Annotated in this window: 16 protein-coding genes; 2 read left to right on the top strand and 14 right to left on the bottom strand. The window is 59.0% G+C overall.

Features of this window, described 5'->3' with window-relative positions; all coding sequences use genetic code 11:
• Positions 1-2 precede the first annotated feature (2 nt).
• The gene (locus AO388_RS18830; RefSeq protein ID WP_044309021.1) at positions 3-470 is read right to left on the bottom strand and encodes a hypothetical protein; all 468 of its coding nucleotides are present in this window, start codon (positions 468-470) and stop codon (positions 3-5) included.
• A gap of 152 nt (positions 471-622) precedes the next feature.
• Between AO388_RS18830 and fnr the strand changes: the two genes are divergently transcribed.
• Entirely contained in the window at positions 623-1357 is a 735-nt protein-coding gene (fnr, locus tag AO388_RS18825; RefSeq protein ID WP_003370208.1) for a fumarate/nitrate reduction transcriptional regulator Fnr, read from the top strand.
• 61 nt (positions 1358-1418) lie between these two features.
• Positions 1419-1967 (top strand): adenine phosphoribosyltransferase, encoded by a 549-nt coding sequence (locus tag AO388_RS18820; RefSeq protein ID WP_058416903.1) that lies wholly within the window; start codon positions 1419-1421, stop codon positions 1965-1967.
• A 318-nt stretch (positions 1968-2285) separates the two neighbouring features.
• Here the strand turns inward: AO388_RS18820 and AO388_RS18815 are convergent, their stop codons facing one another.
• The 13 genes from AO388_RS18815 to flhF form a co-directional block, all read right to left on the bottom strand.
• On the bottom strand, positions 2286-2687 hold the full coding sequence (locus AO388_RS18815) for a DUF2802 domain-containing protein (RefSeq protein ID WP_003370204.1): 402 nt from the start codon (positions 2685-2687) through the stop codon (positions 2286-2288).
• The gene (locus AO388_RS18810) at positions 2688-3167 is read right to left on the bottom strand and encodes a chemotaxis protein CheW (RefSeq protein ID WP_003370201.1); all 480 of its coding nucleotides are present in this window, start codon (positions 3165-3167) and stop codon (positions 2688-2690) included. It abuts the gene before it with no gap.
• A gap of 57 nt (positions 3168-3224) precedes the next feature.
• A complete protein-coding gene (locus AO388_RS18805) occupies positions 3225-4127 on the bottom strand; it encodes a CheW domain-containing protein (protein WP_063613812.1) in 903 nt (300 codons plus the stop codon).
• Between the two features lie 75 nt (positions 4128-4202).
• On the bottom strand, positions 4203-4991 hold the full coding sequence (locus tag AO388_RS18800; RefSeq protein ID WP_003370196.1) for a ParA family protein: 789 nt from the start codon (positions 4989-4991) through the stop codon (positions 4203-4205).
• Between the two features lie 45 nt (positions 4992-5036).
• Positions 5037-5924: a flagellar motor protein MotD gene (gene motD / locus AO388_RS18795; protein WP_003370193.1), complete on the bottom strand. Its 888-nt coding sequence runs from the start codon at positions 5922-5924 to the stop codon at positions 5037-5039.
• A gap of 6 nt (positions 5925-5930) precedes the next feature.
• A complete protein-coding gene (locus tag AO388_RS18790) occupies positions 5931-6671 on the bottom strand; it encodes a flagellar motor protein (protein ID WP_003436124.1) in 741 nt (246 codons plus the stop codon).
• Positions 6671-7831, bottom strand: a complete 1161-nt coding sequence (locus tag AO388_RS18785; protein ID WP_058416901.1) for a protein-glutamate methylesterase/protein-glutamine glutaminase — start codon at positions 7829-7831, stop codon at positions 6671-6673. Before AO388_RS18785 ends, AO388_RS18790 begins: the two co-directional genes overlap by 1 nt.
• A 50-nt stretch (positions 7832-7881) precedes the next feature.
• Positions 7882-10164: a chemotaxis protein CheA gene (locus AO388_RS18780; RefSeq protein ID WP_058416900.1), complete on the bottom strand. Its 2283-nt coding sequence runs from the start codon at positions 10162-10164 to the stop codon at positions 7882-7884.
• A 33-nt stretch (positions 10165-10197) separates the two neighbouring features.
• On the bottom strand, positions 10198-10983 hold the full coding sequence (locus AO388_RS18775; RefSeq protein WP_003370183.1) for a protein phosphatase CheZ: 786 nt from the start codon (positions 10981-10983) through the stop codon (positions 10198-10200).
• Positions 10984-11002: 19 nt separating this feature from the next.
• Positions 11003-11377 carry a chemotaxis response regulator CheY gene (locus AO388_RS18770; protein ID WP_161420660.1) on the bottom strand — a complete coding sequence of 125 codons (375 nt, stop codon included), beginning with the start codon at positions 11375-11377 and terminating at the stop codon, positions 11003-11005.
• 256 nt (positions 11378-11633) lie between these two features.
• The gene (gene fliA, locus AO388_RS18765; RefSeq protein WP_002554271.1) at positions 11634-12374 is read right to left on the bottom strand and encodes an RNA polymerase sigma factor FliA; all 741 of its coding nucleotides are present in this window, start codon (positions 12372-12374) and stop codon (positions 11634-11636) included.
• A complete protein-coding gene (gene fleN, locus AO388_RS18760; protein WP_003412391.1) occupies positions 12371-13204 on the bottom strand; it encodes a flagellar synthesis regulator FleN in 834 nt (277 codons plus the stop codon). Before fleN ends, fliA begins: the two co-directional genes overlap by 4 nt.
• A 115-nt stretch (positions 13205-13319) precedes the next feature.
• A complete protein-coding gene (gene flhF / locus AO388_RS18755; RefSeq protein ID WP_003436114.1) occupies positions 13320-14648 on the bottom strand; it encodes a flagellar biosynthesis protein FlhF in 1329 nt (442 codons plus the stop codon).
• Position 14649: the final 1 nt, after the last annotated feature.

The following is a 14649-nucleotide window of genomic DNA, read 5'->3' as shown; positions in this document are numbered from 1 at the left end:
TTCTACATTTTGGCCAGAACCAGCATCCCCGCCTTGGTCTTGTCGGCGTCACTGGAGCCCAGGCCGTTCATGAGCGACGACATATCGGCCGTGGAATTGCTCACCTGCGCCTGCAACGTGCTGAGCACGGTCTGCAATGCCGCGGCCTTGGTCCGTCGCTCCTCGGGGCTCAGGCTGGGGTCATTCAGGGCCTTCTGGATCTGCTCCATGGTTTCCTCGATCCTGCGCTGAAGCTCGCGAATCGCCTTGAGGATCTTCTGCACGGAAGCAGGCAGGCCGCTCTGCTCGATATCGGCGTTTTTGGAGGACGATGAAGCAGCCGCCTTGCCTTCTGCGGACAAATTGACCTGTACGCCCTTTGTCTCGCTTGCAGATGTCTCGGCAGTGCTTTGCTCGGCATAACTGTAGGTGGTCTGCGAGGTCGCAGTCCGTATCGTAATGCTGTTGATCAACGGGAGTGTCGTTGACATGCCAAGGCATCCTGATGTGGCTGAAGGAATACAGGGTTATCGGCAGACAGTCTGCGACCTTGATGACTGCGAAAGATTTGCAGGCTGGCCCCGACAAGCACGGGTGAGTTACCCTTACAGCTTATGTGTGATTTCCCACAAGGAATTAAGTGATGTCCGAGCCAGTCAAGTCGCGCGCTCAAACCCAGGCTCATTGCAAGGATTGCAGTCTCGCGCCGTTGTGCCTGCCCCTTTCGTTGAATACCGAAGACATGGACTGCCTTGACCAGATCGTCAAACGCGGCCGCCCCCTGAAAAAAGGCGAGTTTCTGTTTCGTCAGGGGGACACCTTCGAGTCGGTCTACGCGGTGCGTTCCGGGGCACTGAAAACCTTCAATATCAGTGACAGCGGTGAAGAACAGCTCACCGGCTTTCATCTGCCCAGCGAACTGGTGGGCATGTCAGGCATGGACGCCGAGGCTTACCCAGTCTCGGCGCAGGCACTGGAAACCACATCGGTCTGCGAGATCCCTTTCGAGCGTCTGGACGAACTGTCCGTGAAACTGCCGCAGCTGCGTCGGCAGTTGATGCGCGTCATGAGCCGTGAGATCCGCGACGATCAGCAAATGATGCTGCTGCTCTCGAAAAAGACCGCCGATGAGCGTATCGCCACCTTTCTGATCAATCTGTCTGCACGCTTCCGCGCCAGAGGTTTTTCGGCCAATCAGTTCCGACTGAGCATGTCGCGCAATGAAATCGGTAATCACCTGGGTCTGGCAGTCGAGACGGTGTCCCGTGTATTTACCCGGTTCCAGCAAAATCAGCTGATTTCTGCCGAGGGCAAAGAGATTCACATCCTCGCCCCCATCGAGCTGTGTGCGCTGGCTGGCGGGTCGATGCAAAGCTGAAACGTGCGATCTTTGGCGGGTCGGCTTAAACTGTCGGCCAAAACTGCCATGGAACCCCCTGATGACTTTCGATCAATCGAACTTCAAATCCCTTGTCCGCCCGGTCGTGGACTTCCCAAAGCCGGGCGTGGTCTTCCGCGATATCACGCCCCTGTTCCAATCGCCCAAGGCCACCCGTCAGGTGATTGACAGCTTCGTGCAGCGCTACATCGATGCCGAGTTCAGCCATATCGGCGTTATGGACGCGCGGGGTTTTCTGATTGGTTCGGTGGTTGCCTATCAGTTGAACAAGCCGCTGGTGCTGTTCCGCAAACAAGGCAAACTGCCTGCCGATGTACTGTCAGAGGCGTATCAGACCGAATACGGCGAAGCGTATCTGGAGGTGCATGCCGACAGCCTGTGCGAAGGTGACTCGGTCATCATGTTCGATGACCTGATCGCGACCGGAGGCACGCTGATCGCCGCCGCCAACCTGATCCGCCGCATGGGTGCCGAAGTGTACGAGGCCGCTGCGATTATCGACCTGCCGGAACTGGGCGGTTCCAAGCGTCTTAACGACCTGAAGATCCCGACGTTCTGTCTGACCGAGTTTGCGCTGGACGAGCAGTAAGGGCGCAGGGACTGAGTTACAGGTTCCAAACTCTCCAGCGCTCACGGCTATCGTAAATGCGCTTTTTTATCGCGATGGCACTGACGACGCAGAGTGCGACGTTAGTGACAGGACGAAGGAACCCGACGAAGTCGGGCCGGAAACAGGAGCGAGGGGGTTTGGTTACTTTGGCCCGTCAAAGTAACTCGCCGAGGGGCGAAAAGGTGACCTGAGTCGAACCCCAATCTACCTGACATCACAGAACCACTGTGTGACGCGGAGCGTCACGAACTGCATTCCCACGCGGAGCATGGGAACGATAGCCATACGAACGAGAAACTAGCTCGCTGTATTACCGTGCAGTTTGGTCATTAGTTGCGCTTCGGCCTGGGTCAGGCCGCAGGACTGGGTCAGCTCGTCGATGCTGGCACCCATGCCGACCAGACGGGCGGCCTGGGCGAAGGACAGCGTGGAGGGATCGCGCTGCTCCAGGGCGGTGAGCTTGTCGGGCAACGGCGCAACGACGGCACGCAGCTCATGCAACGCTTCGCCCATGCGCACCGTGCCGTTCTGGTAGTTGTCCAGACGCCTGGCCAACTCCTTGATCCGCTGATCCCGCAAGGCAGCCGCCTCGTCACGCCCGGCGTCGAGCTTGCGCTGACGCCTGGTATGGGCCAGGAACATAAACAGGGTGACAACCCAGAGAATGCCCAGGAAGACGACAGCTACCTCAAAGATCAATCAGATGTTCTCCAGCTCGGACCACTCTTCTTCGGACATCATTTTGTCCAGTTCAACCAGAATCAACAGTTCGCCGTTCTTGTTGCAAACGCCCTGAATGAACTTGGCCGATTCGTCGTTACCGACGTTAGGCGCAGTTTCAACTTCTGACTGACGCAAGTAAACCACTTCCGCCACGCTGTCGACCAGGATACCGACCACTTGCTTGTCGGCTTCGATGATCACGATACGCGTATTGTCGCTGACTTCAACCGGGGCCAGACCAAAACGCTGACGGGTATCGATCACGGTCACGACGTTACCGCGCAGGTTGATAATGCCCAGTACGTAGCTTGGCGCACCCGGCACCGGGGCGATTTCAGTGTAGCGCAGCACTTCCTGCACCTGCATTACGTTGATGCCATAGGACTCGTTGTCCAGGCGGAACGTAACCCATTGCAGAATAGGATCTTCGGAACCTTGTGCAGACGACTTATTCATAACCCCAACCCCTCACGTGTGTTCTTTGCAGGTGACGCCACTGGCACCGACCCATGATTATTTCGACTTGTTCAACTGCTTGACCGCGCCACTGGCTATCAGCTCGGCCAACTCTGCAACATCCAGCAACGCGCACATGTGCTCGATGACCGTGCCCGCCAGCCATGGACGATGACCTCGCTGCGCGCGCCATTTGATCTCGTTCGGATCAAGACGCAACGAACGACTGACCTGATGCACCGCCAGCCCCCACTCGTATCCCTGCACCGAAATCACGTACTGCAATCCCTGGCGAAAATCGTCGCGGTAGCGATCAGGCATGATCCAGCGCGCCGTATCCAACACTTTCAGGTTGCCTGCCTGACAAGGCAGGATCCCGAGAAACCAGTCCGGCTGACCGAACAGCGGCGTCAGCTCCTGCCCCGCCAGCGGATAAATCGACCCCAGGCACACCAACGGCACCGCCAGTGTCAGACCGGCCACATCGAACAACAGGCATTCGAACGGCTCGGCAGCCCATGCCGGACGACCATCACTGGTCGGCGGTGGTGTCGGTGTACGCTGGGCTGCCAGCGTGCTCAAATCGGCGACCGGTTCTACCAGCGCAACGGTTGGCACTGCCTCCTCAACCTGAGCCACTTCAACCTGCAGCGCTTCGGCAACGATCACCGGAGCGACTTCAACCACTGGCGCAGGCGCCTCAACCTTGACCGCTACAGCCACCGGAGCCGGTGCGGCAACCGCGACGGCCAGCGGCTTGATCTGCGCTTGCATCCGCGCATCAAAGGCCTGCTCTTCGAGCACAGCCGCCTGAAATTCATCGATGCTGCTGACGGGCTCTTCGAGCACTTCAGTCGCGTCGTACAACAATGCGTCCAGGTAGGACTGCAAAGCCAGTTTGGGTCGTGTTGCAACTTCTACAGGGCGGTTCATACCGGGGCCCAACAAAAAATGGAGCATGTGCAGCCTGATACAGTTATCGGCCGCATTGAGGCATCACTTGAGCAAACAATGTAGAAAGAGTAGACGTTCACGTCAGGCCACCTGCGCATTGAGCTGCTCGGCGAGCATATGCTTGAGCAATGCCCGGTAAGCGATCACACCACGACTCTTGCTGTCGTTCTGCGACGGCGTAAGCCCCAGTCGGCTGGCATCGCGCAATCGTGTATCGACCGGCACATAGGCTTGCCAGACATGCTCGGGGAAGCTGTCGCGCAGCAATTTCAAGGTGCCCAGCGATGCCTGGGTACGACGGTCGAACAATGTCGGCACGATGGTATAAGGCAGCGGCACCTTGCGCGAACGGTTGATCATGGTCAGCGTATTGACCATGCGCTCCAGACCTTTCACGGCCAGAAACTCGGTCTGCACCGGAATCGCCAACTGCTGGCTGGCCGCCAGGGCATTGACCATGAGAACGCCCAGCAGCGGCGGACTGTCGATCAACGCATAGTCAAAATCCTGCCACAACTGAGCCAGACTTTTTGCGACAACCAGGCCCAGGCCGCTCTGGCCCGGTGATTGACGCTCCAGTGTGGCGAGCGCGGTGCTGGAGGGTATCAGCGAGATACGTTTATCGCTGGTAGGCAGCAGCAACTGGCCGGGAAGACCCTCCGGCACCGCGCCTTTATGCAGAAACAGATCGAAAGCACTGTGTTCCAGTTCGTCCGGGTTATGCCCGAAATAACTGGTCATGGAGCCGTGAGGGTCCAGATCGACCACGACCACGCGCTTGCCTGAATCGGCCAGCAAACCGGCCAGGGCAATGGTCGTGGTGGTCTTTCCGACTCCACCTTTCTGGTTGGCTACTGCCCAGACTCTCATTAATGTTTTTCCTTCCGTACAGCGACGACCATACCGATACGATGTTTAGGGGGCGGGTGACGGAGAATTGACGGCGTTCGCGCGTACCGGCGGCTTTGCTGGCACCGGTGCAGTTTGTGTGCCAGCACGCCTCAATGCGGCATCCGGTTGCACATTGGCCGATCCAGCGCTGGTCAGGCTGCGGCGAACATCCAGATTGCGCGAGATAACCAGCACTACACGGCGGTTCTTGGCGCGTCCGACGGTGCTGGTGTTGGGGGCGATCGGCTGAAACTCACCATAGCCCACCGAAGCGAGACGCGCCGGATTGACACCGTCCATGGCGAGCATGCGCACAATGCTGGCAGAACGTGCTGAAGAAAGCTCCCAGTTGGTCGGAAATTGTGCAGTGCTGATCGGCTGGTCGTCGGTAAAGCCCTCGACATGGATCGGGTTGTCGAAGCGTTTGACGATCCCGGCGACCTTTTCGATGATGGTGAAGGCCTTGTCGCTGGGCATCGCATCGCCACTGCCGAAAAGCATGCTGGAGTTGAGTTCGATCTCGATCCACAGTTCGTTGCCGCGCACAGTCATCTGGTCGGACTTGATCAGGTCACCGAACGCATCGCGCACGTCCTGGGCAATGGTCTGCAACGGGTCATCGGACGCCTGACCTATGCCTGCGTCAGTCTGCTCGCTGTCCTTGACCAGCGGCTCGGCGGGCTTGACTGAAACCGGGCGCTGCTCACCGATGGGGATCGGCTTCATGGTGCGTTCGGTGTCATTGAACACACCGACCAATGCCTGGGACAGAATCTTGTACTTGCCTTCGTTGACCGAGGAAATCGAGTACATCACCACGAAAAACGCGAACAGCAAGGTAATGAAGTCGGCATACGACACCAGCCAGCGTTCGTGATTTTCATGTTCTTCGACCTGACGACGGCGAGCCATGCGCTGTTACTCCATGAAGCCTTGCAGCTTGAGTTCGATGGAGCGCGGGTTCTCACCCTCGGCGATGGACAACAGACCTTCAAGCAACATTTCGCGATAGCGCGCCTGACGGTGGGCGATGGCCTTGAGCTTATTCGCCACTGGCAGGAGGATCAGGTTGGCCATGGCCACGCCATAGATCGTGGCAACGAAGGCGACGGCGATACCGCTGCCCAGTTGACTGGGGTCAGCCAGGTTGCCCATGACATGAATCAGGCCCATGACCGCGCCGATGATACCCACGGTCGGCGCGTAGCCGCCCATGCTTTCGAATACTTTCGCAGCCTGGATATCGCGGGTTTCCTGGGTGATGAAATCCACTTCAAGAATGCTGCGAATCGCTGCAGGCTCGGCACCGTCGACCAACAGTTGCAACCCTTTGCGGGCATAACCGTCGGGCTCGGAATCGGCTACGGTTTCAAGACCCAGCAAGCCCTCTTTGCGGGCGGTCATGCTCCAGCCGATGACCCGGTCAACCCCGCCGGGCAGATCGATACGTGGCGGGAAAATGATCCAGTGGATGATTTTCATGGCACGCATGAACGCACTCATCGGCGACTGCAACAGCGAAGCACCGAGCGTACCGCCCAGCACGATCAGAGCTGCCGGGCCATTGAGCAAGGCACCGAGGTGCCCGCCTTCGAGAAAATTACCACCAATGATTGCGACAAACGCCAGAATCAGACCGATAAGGCTCAGTACATCCATCAGAGACAGGCCTCTACCAGGTGCCGACCGATGTCGTCGAGGCTGTAGATCGCATCCGCGAGTTCGGCCTTGACGATGGCCATCGGCATGCCATAAATCACGCAGCTCGCTTCATCCTGCGCCCACACGGTACTGCCGGCCTGCTTGAGCAGTCGCGCGCCCTCGCGGCCGTCGGCACCCATACCAGTCAGGACCACCGAGAGCACCTTGTCGCCGTAGGACTTGGCAGCCGAGCCAAAGGTGATGTCGACGCACGGCTTGTAATTGAGGCGTTCGTCGCCCGGCAGAATCTTCACCGTACCGCGCCCGTCAACCATCATCTGCTTGCCACCCGGCGCCAGCAGCGCCAGGCCAGGACGCAGCACGTCGCCGTCTTCCGCTTCCTTGACGCTGATCTTGCAGAGCTTGTCGAGACGTTCGGCAAATGCCTTGGTAAACGCCGCAGGCATATGCTGAATCAGCACCAGTGGTGCCGGAAAATTGGCTGGCAATTGAGTCAGCACCCGTTGCAGCGCGACCGGACCGCCAGTTGAGGTGCCGATGGCCACCAGTTTGTAGGCCTTACGCTTGGCTGTGCCTGAAGTAGTCGGGTGCGCCGGCGCATGAGTGGCCGGAGCAGCCGGAGCCGGAGCAGGTGTCGCCGTGCGTGACGGCACCGTCCTGGCAGGTGCAGGGGCTGGCGCAGACGCGCGGCTGGACAACGTCGAAGGAGCCGGTGCGGCCGGAGCTGCACTGGCTGAACCGAAGCCGCTGGAACGGCGGTTGCTGCGTGAAATGCTGTTGATTTTCTCGCACAGCAGTTGCTTGACCTTCTGCGGATTGCGCGAAATATCTTCGAAATTCTTGGGCAGGAAATCCACCGCACCGGCGTCAAGAGCATCCAGCGTCACGCGCGCACCTTCGTGCGTCAGCGACGAGAACATCAATACCGGGGTGGGGATACGCTGCATGATGTGGCGAACTGCCGTAATGCCATCCATCATCGGCATTTCGTAGTCCATGGTGATGACATCCGGCTTGAGTGCCAGCGCCTGCTCAATCGCTTCCTTGCCGTTGGTGGCGGTGCCGACAACTACAATGTTGGGGTCCGAAGAAAGAATTTCCGTAACGCGGCGGCGGAAAAAACCGGAATCATCCACCACCAGGACCTTGACTGCCATAAACACTCCAATAGGTGTCGCAGGCAGCCAGGCTGCCCGCAACCCCGGGTTCAGATACGCCGTGCGGCGTAACGCTTGAGCATGCTCGGTACATCGAGAATCAAGGCAATGCGACCGTCACCGGTGATGGTGGCGCCCGACATGCCCGGCGTACCTTGCAGCATCTTGCCCAGCGGTTTGATGACCACTTCCTCCTGACCGACCAGCTGATCGACGACAAAGCCGATGCGCTGAGTGCCGACTGTCAGGATCACCACGTGCCCTTCGTGCTGCTCCTCATGAGCCGCAGAACTGACCAGCCAGCGCTTGAGGTAGAACAGCGGCAAGGCCTTGTCACGTACGATCACCACTTCCTGGCCATCAACCACGTTGGTAGTCGACAGGTTCAGGTGGAAGATTTCGTTGACGTTGACCAGCGGGAAAGCGAAGGCCTGATTGCCCAGCATCACCATCAGGGTCGGCATGATCGCCAGGGTCAACGGCACCTTGATGACGATCTTCGAACCCTGGCCCTTGGTCGAATAGATATTAATCGAGCCATTGAGCTGGGAGATCTTGGTCTTGACCACGTCCATGCCCACACCGCGACCCGACACATCGGAAATCTCGGTCTTGGTCGAGAAGCCCGGCGCGAAGATCAGGTTGTAGCAATCGGTGTCACTCAACCGATCGGCTGCATCCTTGTCCATGACGCCGCGTTTCACAGCAATGGAGCGCAGGACGTTAGGGTCCATGCCCTTGCCGTCATCGGAGATCGACAGCAGGATATGGTCGCCTTCCTGCTCCGCCGAAAGGATCACACGACCGCCGCGGGACTTGCCCGTGGCTTCGCGCTCTTCCGGCGTTTCGATACCGTGGTCGACAGCGTTGCGCACCAAGTGGACCAGCGGATCGGCGAGCGCCTCTACGAGGTTCTTGTCGAGGTCGGTCTCTTCACCAACCAGCTCCAGGTTGATCTCTTTCTTGAGCTGGCGAGCCAGGTCGCGAACCAGACGCGGGAAGCGACCGAAGACTTTCTTGATCGGCTGCATGCGGGTTTTCATCACCGCAGTCTGCAGATCGGCGGTGACCACATCCAGGTTGGAAACCGCCTTGGACATGGCTTCATCGCCGCTGTTGAGACCCAGGCGCACCAGGCGGTTACGCACCAGCACCAGCTCGCCGACCATGTTCATGATCTCGTCCAGTCGGGCGGTATCGACACGAACCGTAGTTTCGGCTTCTGTCGCCACCGGCTTTTCGCCGCTGGGTGCAGGAGCGCGCGCAGGGGCTGGCGCCGAAGCAGGTTTGACCGGCTCTGCTTTCGCAGCAGGCGCCGGAGCAGGCTTGGCAGCAGGTGGCGGCGGTGGCGGAGCAGCCGCTGCGGCTGCGGCTGCCGGAGCAGATGCCTTGGCAACAATCGCCTCAGGCTCGAACTTGCCCTTGCCGTGCAATTCGTCGAGCAGGTTTTCAAATTCGTGATCGGTGATTTCGTCCGACGCGGCCGCAGCAGCGGGCGCCTTGGCAGCAGCGGCTACGGGTGCAGCAGCTGCTGGCGTCGCTACCGCGGCGTCAAACGAACCTTTGCCGTGCAGTTGATCGAGCAACGCTTCGAATTCGTCGTCGGTGATTTCGTCACCGGCAGGCGCTGCACTGCCCTGCGCCACAGGTGCAGGGGCCGGAGCGGTTGCAGCATCGGCCGCAAATTTGCCCTTGCCATGCAACTGATCAAGCAGGGATTCAAATTCCTGATCGGTGATTTCGTCACCCGCCGGCGCAGCCGCTGCTGCTGGCGCCTGTGCAGGCGCTGCAGACACCGGGCTGGAGCCGTGCAGCGAATCGAGCAGTTGCTCGAATTCATCATCGGTAATCTCGTCGCCAGCCGCTGGCTCTGCAACCGCAGCAGCCTGGACTTCGACCACCGGCTCGGGCTCTGGCTCGGGAGCCGCGGCCTCGTCGGCGGATTGTGGCTCGGCCAGACGCGACAGCGCGGCCAGCAGTTCTGGCGTCGCCGGAGTTACGTCAGTCCGTTCACGTACCTGACCGAACATGCTGTTGACGGTGTCCAGTGCTTCCAGGACCACGTCCATCAGTTCGGAATCAACGCGACGCTCACCCTTGCGCAGGATGTCGAACACGTTTTCGGCGATGTGGCAGCACTCCACCAGCTCATGGAGCTGGAGGAAGCCGGCGCCCCCTTTTACAGTGTGAAAACCGCGAAAAATTGCATTGAGCAGATCAGCATCATCCGGTCGGCTTTCCAGCTCGACCAATTGCTCTGACAACTGCTCCAGAATTTCGCCGGCCTCTACCAGAAAATCCTGAAGGATTTCTTCATCGGCGCCGAAGCTCATGGGGTGCTCCCTAAAATTAACCGTCTACAGATCTTAGAAGCCGAGGCTCGATAGCAGATCGTCTACATCATCCTGTCCGGATACGACGTCTTCACGTTTATCGGCATGAATCTGCGGACCTTCACCCTGAGTGAGATGTTTTTTAGGATCTTTTTCATCGAGGATGGATTGTTCGTCATGTTCGATGCCTGCGAAGCGATCGACATGACTGGCCATGAGCACCAGTTTGAGCAGATTGCTCTCGACTTCGGTCACCAGTTGCGTCACACGCTTGATGACCTGACCGGTAAGGTCCTGGTAATCCTGGGCGAGCAGAATGTCGTTGAGATGCGCGGAAACCTGATGGGTTTCCTTCTCGGTACGCGTCAGAAAACCATCGACCCGCTTGGCCAGCTCGCGGAACTCTTCGGCACCGATTTCGCGGCGCATGAAACGTCCCCAGTCATCGCTCAACGCCTTGGCGTCGGAACTCAGGCCGTTCATGACCGGCGTACTCTCTTCCACCAGGTCCATGGTGCGGTTGGCCGCATTCTCGGTCAGCCTCACCACATACGACAGGCGTTCGGTAGCATCCGTGATCTGCGACACTTCCTCGGCTTGAGGCATGTGCGGATCGATGTGAAAGTTTACGATTGCACTGTGCAGCTCACGAGTCAGCTTGCCCACTTCCTGATAAAGGCCGCGGTCGCGTGTCTGGTTGAGTTCGTGGATCAGTTGCACAGCGTCACCGAAACGACCCTTTTCAAGGCTGGTGACAAGTTCCTGCGCGTGTCTTTTTAAGGTCGACTCAAAGTCGGCCATCGAATCATTGTTATCCATAGCGCCCTCGCGGCTTGCATCAGCTATTGACGCGTTCAAAGATCTTGTCGATCTTGTCTTTCAGGGCTTGGGCAGTGAATGGCTTGACTACATAACCGTTCACCCCAGCCTGGGCAGCTTCAATGATCTGCTCACGCTTGGCTTCGGCAGTGACCATCAGCACGGGAAGGCTCTTGAGGCGTTCGTCCTTGCGGACTTCGCGCAGCAGATCGATACCGGACATGCCAGGCATGTTCCAGTCCGTCACCAGAAAGTCAAAGGCACCGCTCTGCAGCATCGGCAATGCGGTCAGACCATCGTCCGCTTCCGATGTGTTGGTAAACCCCAGATCACGCAAAAGGTTCTTGATGATCCGCCGCATCGTTGAGAAGTCATCAACGATGAGGATTTTCATGTTCTTGTCCAATTCGACCTCCAAGCAGTCTTTAACGCATTCAGCACCTGAACACGCTGTTCACTCAATACTGGCACAGCACACCCCCGGCTGTACGAAACGACGACGGGCTTGGCACAACAACAGGCAAGGACCTGAGAAACAAGCCCATCGAGGCAATACCTGACAGGCTTCTGACGGGTCCACCCCGTTACCACGTAACGCTCTGCACAGCCGGCTTGCAGTCAACGCGCGGCCATAGACCGCACATTGCCTGTCAACGCGCTCGCCACTCCCCCAAACGCCCTCGCAAACGAGCTGCGCACTGGCTGTGTAACTGACTGACCCGCGATTCGCTGACCCCGAGAACCTCTCCGATTTCCTTGAGGTTCAGCTCTTCGTCGTAGTACAGCGCCAACACCAGACGCTCGCGCTCTGGCAGATTGGCAATTGCATCGGCCAACGCAGCCTGGAAGCGCTCGTCTTCCAGGTCGCGCGACGGCTCAAGCGATCCGCTTGCGCCATCCTCGTGCAGCCCTTCATGATCGCCGTCCTGCAGCAGGTCGTCGAAACTGAAGAGGCGGCTGCCCAAGGTGTCATTCAAAATCCCGTAGTAATCATCGAGACTCAACTGGAGTTCGGCCGCAACCTCGTGATCTTTAGCGTCACGGCCGGTTTTAGCTTCAATTGCCCGAATTGCGTCACTGACCATACGCGTATTACGGTGTACCGAGCGTGGCGCCCAGTCCCCCTTACGCACCTCATCGAGCATCGCACCCCGGATGCGAATGCCGGCATAGGTCTCGAAACTCGCACCCTTGGTGGAATCATACTTGGTGGAGACTTCAAGCAGGCCGATCATGCCGGCCTGGATCAGATCCTCGACCTGCACACTGGCCGGCAAGCGCGCCAGCAGATGATAAGCGATACGCTTGACCAGTGGCGCATAGCGCTCGATCAACTCGTATTGTGAATTACGGGAAGCCTTGCTGTACATCTGGTAGCCGCTCGCAGTCATTGCACAGGCCCTGCACTGGTCTGGTGAACGAGTCGCTCAACGAAGAACTCGAGATGACCCCGCGGGTTGGCTGGCAACGGCCAGGTATCAACCTTCTGGGCAATGGCCTTGAAGGCCAGTGCACATTTGGAACGCGGGAATGCTTCGTAGACGGCGCGCTGTTTCTGTACCGCCTTGCGTACGCACTCGTCGTACGGCACGGCACCTACATACTGCAGCGCAACATCGAGAAAACGATCCGTCACTTTGGTCAGCTTGGCGAACAGGTTGCGCCCTTCCTGCGGGCTCTGTGCCATGTTGGCCAGCACCCGGAAGCGGTTCATGCCGTAATCGCGGTTAAGCAGTTTGATCAGGGCGTAGGCATCGGTGATCGACGTGGGCTCGTCGCACACCACCAGCAGCACTTCCTGAGCGGCGCGCACGAAGCTGACCACCGACTCGCCGATACCGGCAGCCGTGTCGATCACCAGCACATCGAGGTTGTCACCAATCTCGCTGAACGCCTGGATCAGGCCGGCATGCTGGGCGGGCGACAGATGCACCATGCTCTGGGTGCCGGAAGCAGCGGGTACGATTCGAACCCCGCCCGGCCCCTGCAACAGCACGTCGCGTAACTCACAACGCCCCTCGATGACATCGGCAAGCGTGCGCTTGGGCGTCAACCCGAGCAGCACGTCGACATTGGCCAGACCCAGATCGGCGTCCAGCAGCATGACGCGACGGCCAAGCTCGGCAAGGGCCAGTGAAAGGTTCACTGACACGTTAGTCTTACCGACGCCACCTTTGCCACCGGTCACCGCGATAACCTGTACGGGATGCATGCTGCCCATGTTATTTCTTTACCTTGTCTTGCGTAGACCGAAACCACATCGAGGGCTGCACGTTCGCGTATGAACACTGCATGGCAGACCGTTGACGCAGGGACATTCCAATAATATCCATCACTTAACCCACTCTCTTGCCAGGGGTGTGATAGAGGTCAGCAAACATATCAGCCATTGCTTCCTCGCTAGGCTCATCCTGCATCTGCACACTCACCGCGCGGCTTACCAGCTGATGACGACGCGGAATATGCAGGTCATCAGGAATGCGTGGTCCGTCCGTGAGATAGGCCACAGGTAATTCGTGACTGATCGCCAGGCTCAGGACTTCACCGAGGCTGGCTGTTTCATCAAGCTTGGTCAGAATGCATCCGGCCAGGCCACAACGCTTGTAACTGTGATACGCGGCTGTCAGCACCTGCTTCTGGCTGGTGGTTGCCAGCACCAGATAGTTGCGCGACTTGATGCCGCGACCCGCGAGGCTTTCCAGCTGCATGCGCAGCGCAGGATCACTGGCCTGCAGCCCGGCGGTGTCAATCAGCACCACGCGCTTGCGCAGCAGCGGTTCCAGCGCCTGAACCAGAGACTGGCCAGGATCGACATGGGTGACCGGCACGTTGAGGATGCGCCCAAGGGTCTTGAGCTGCTCCTGCGCGCCGATACGGAAACTGTCCATGCTGACCAGTGCGATATTCTGCGGGCCGTACTTCAACACGTAACGTGCTGCCAGTTTGGCCAGGGTGGTGGTCTTGCCCATGCCGGCAGGACCGACCATTGCAATCACGCCGCCCTCCTCGAGCGGCTCGACTTCCGGCACGGCGATCATGCGTGCCAGATGAGCCAGCAGCATGCGCCAGGCCTGACGAGGCTCGTCGATCTCCGGGATCATCGACAGCAGATCGCGTGACAGCGGGCCGGACAAGCCGACACGTTGCAGGCGACGCCACAGATTGGCCTGCTGCGGACGACTGCCCTGCAACTGGTTCCAGGCCAGCGAGCCGAGCTGGACTTCCAGCAGCTCGCGCAGGCCGTTCAATTCGGAGCGCATCGAGTCATAGGCGCGCTGGCCAACGGCAGGCTCGGCGGCCTGTGGCGGTGCGTACGCGAATGGGCGCGGCGGCTCTTCGAGCGTCGGTTCGATGTGCGTATCGGCAGGGTTGACCGGCTTGCCGGAAAACAGCTGCAGGTTGACCGATGCGTCGCTGTCGCTGCGGTTGTTCAATTCGGCCTGGGCGGAGACGATGCGCGACTGAGTCTTGCGCAGCTCGTCTTCCAGCTCCATGTTCGGCACACGCGGTGCCAGGGCGGACAGCTTGTAATCCAGAGCAGCAGTCAGCTCTACGCCACCAGCAATGCGCCGGTTACCGATGATGGCCGCTTCAGCGCCCAGCTCATCGCGAACCAGCTTCATGGCTTGACGCATATCGGCGGCGAAAAATCGCTTAACTTGCATG

The sequence above is a fragment of the Pseudomonas sp. ICMP 10191 genome, assembly GCF_001467335.1.
Taxonomy (GTDB): domain Bacteria; phylum Pseudomonadota; class Gammaproteobacteria; order Pseudomonadales; family Pseudomonadaceae; genus Aquipseudomonas; species Aquipseudomonas cerasi.
This window is presented reverse-complemented; position numbering and strand designations above follow the sequence as displayed.

Excerpts from the sequence above, each read along its gene's own strand:
- AO388_RS18830 (WP_044309021.1), bottom strand. The coding sequence starts at position 470 with ATGTCAACGACACTCCCGTTGATCAACAGCATTACGATACGGACTGCG.
- fleN (WP_003412391.1), bottom strand. The coding sequence starts at position 13,204 with ATGGGCAGCATGCATCCCGTACAGGTTATCGCGGTGACCGGTGGCAAA.
- AO388_RS18820 (WP_058416903.1), top strand. The coding sequence starts at position 1,419 with ATGACTTTCGATCAATCGAACTTCAAATCCCTTGTCCGCCCGGTCGTG.
- AO388_RS18800 (WP_003370196.1), bottom strand. The coding sequence starts at position 4,991 with ATGAGAGTCTGGGCAGTAGCCAACCAGAAAGGTGGAGTCGGAAAGACC.
- motD (WP_003370193.1), bottom strand. The coding sequence starts at position 5,924 with ATGGCTCGCCGTCGTCAGGTCGAAGAACATGAAAATCACGAACGCTGG.
- AO388_RS18775 (WP_003370183.1), bottom strand. The coding sequence starts at position 10,983 with ATGGATAACAATGATTCGATGGCCGACTTTGAGTCGACCTTAAAAAGA.
- AO388_RS18780 (WP_058416900.1), bottom strand. The coding sequence starts at position 10,164 with ATGAGCTTCGGCGCCGATGAAGAAATCCTTCAGGATTTTCTGGTAGAG.
- AO388_RS18770 (WP_161420660.1), bottom strand. The coding sequence starts at position 11,377 with ATGAAAATCCTCATCGTTGATGACTTCTCAACGATGCGGCGGATCATC.
- fliA (WP_002554271.1), bottom strand. The coding sequence starts at position 12,374 with ATGACTGCGAGCGGCTACCAGATGTACAGCAAGGCTTCCCGTAATTCA.
- AO388_RS18805 (WP_063613812.1), bottom strand. The coding sequence starts at position 4,127 with ATGCTCCATTTTTTGTTGGGCCCCGGTATGAACCGCCCTGTAGAAGTT.
- AO388_RS18810 (WP_003370201.1), bottom strand. The coding sequence starts at position 3,167 with ATGAATAAGTCGTCTGCACAAGGTTCCGAAGATCCTATTCTGCAATGG.
- fnr (WP_003370208.1), top strand. The coding sequence starts at position 623 with ATGTCCGAGCCAGTCAAGTCGCGCGCTCAAACCCAGGCTCATTGCAAG.
- AO388_RS18790 (WP_003436124.1), bottom strand. The coding sequence starts at position 6,671 with ATGGATGTACTGAGCCTTATCGGTCTGATTCTGGCGTTTGTCGCAATC.
- flhF (WP_003436114.1), bottom strand. The coding sequence starts at position 14,648 with ATGCAAGTTAAGCGATTTTTCGCCGCCGATATGCGTCAAGCCATGAAG.
- AO388_RS18785 (WP_058416901.1), bottom strand. The coding sequence starts at position 7,831 with ATGGCAGTCAAGGTCCTGGTGGTGGATGATTCCGGTTTTTTCCGCCGC.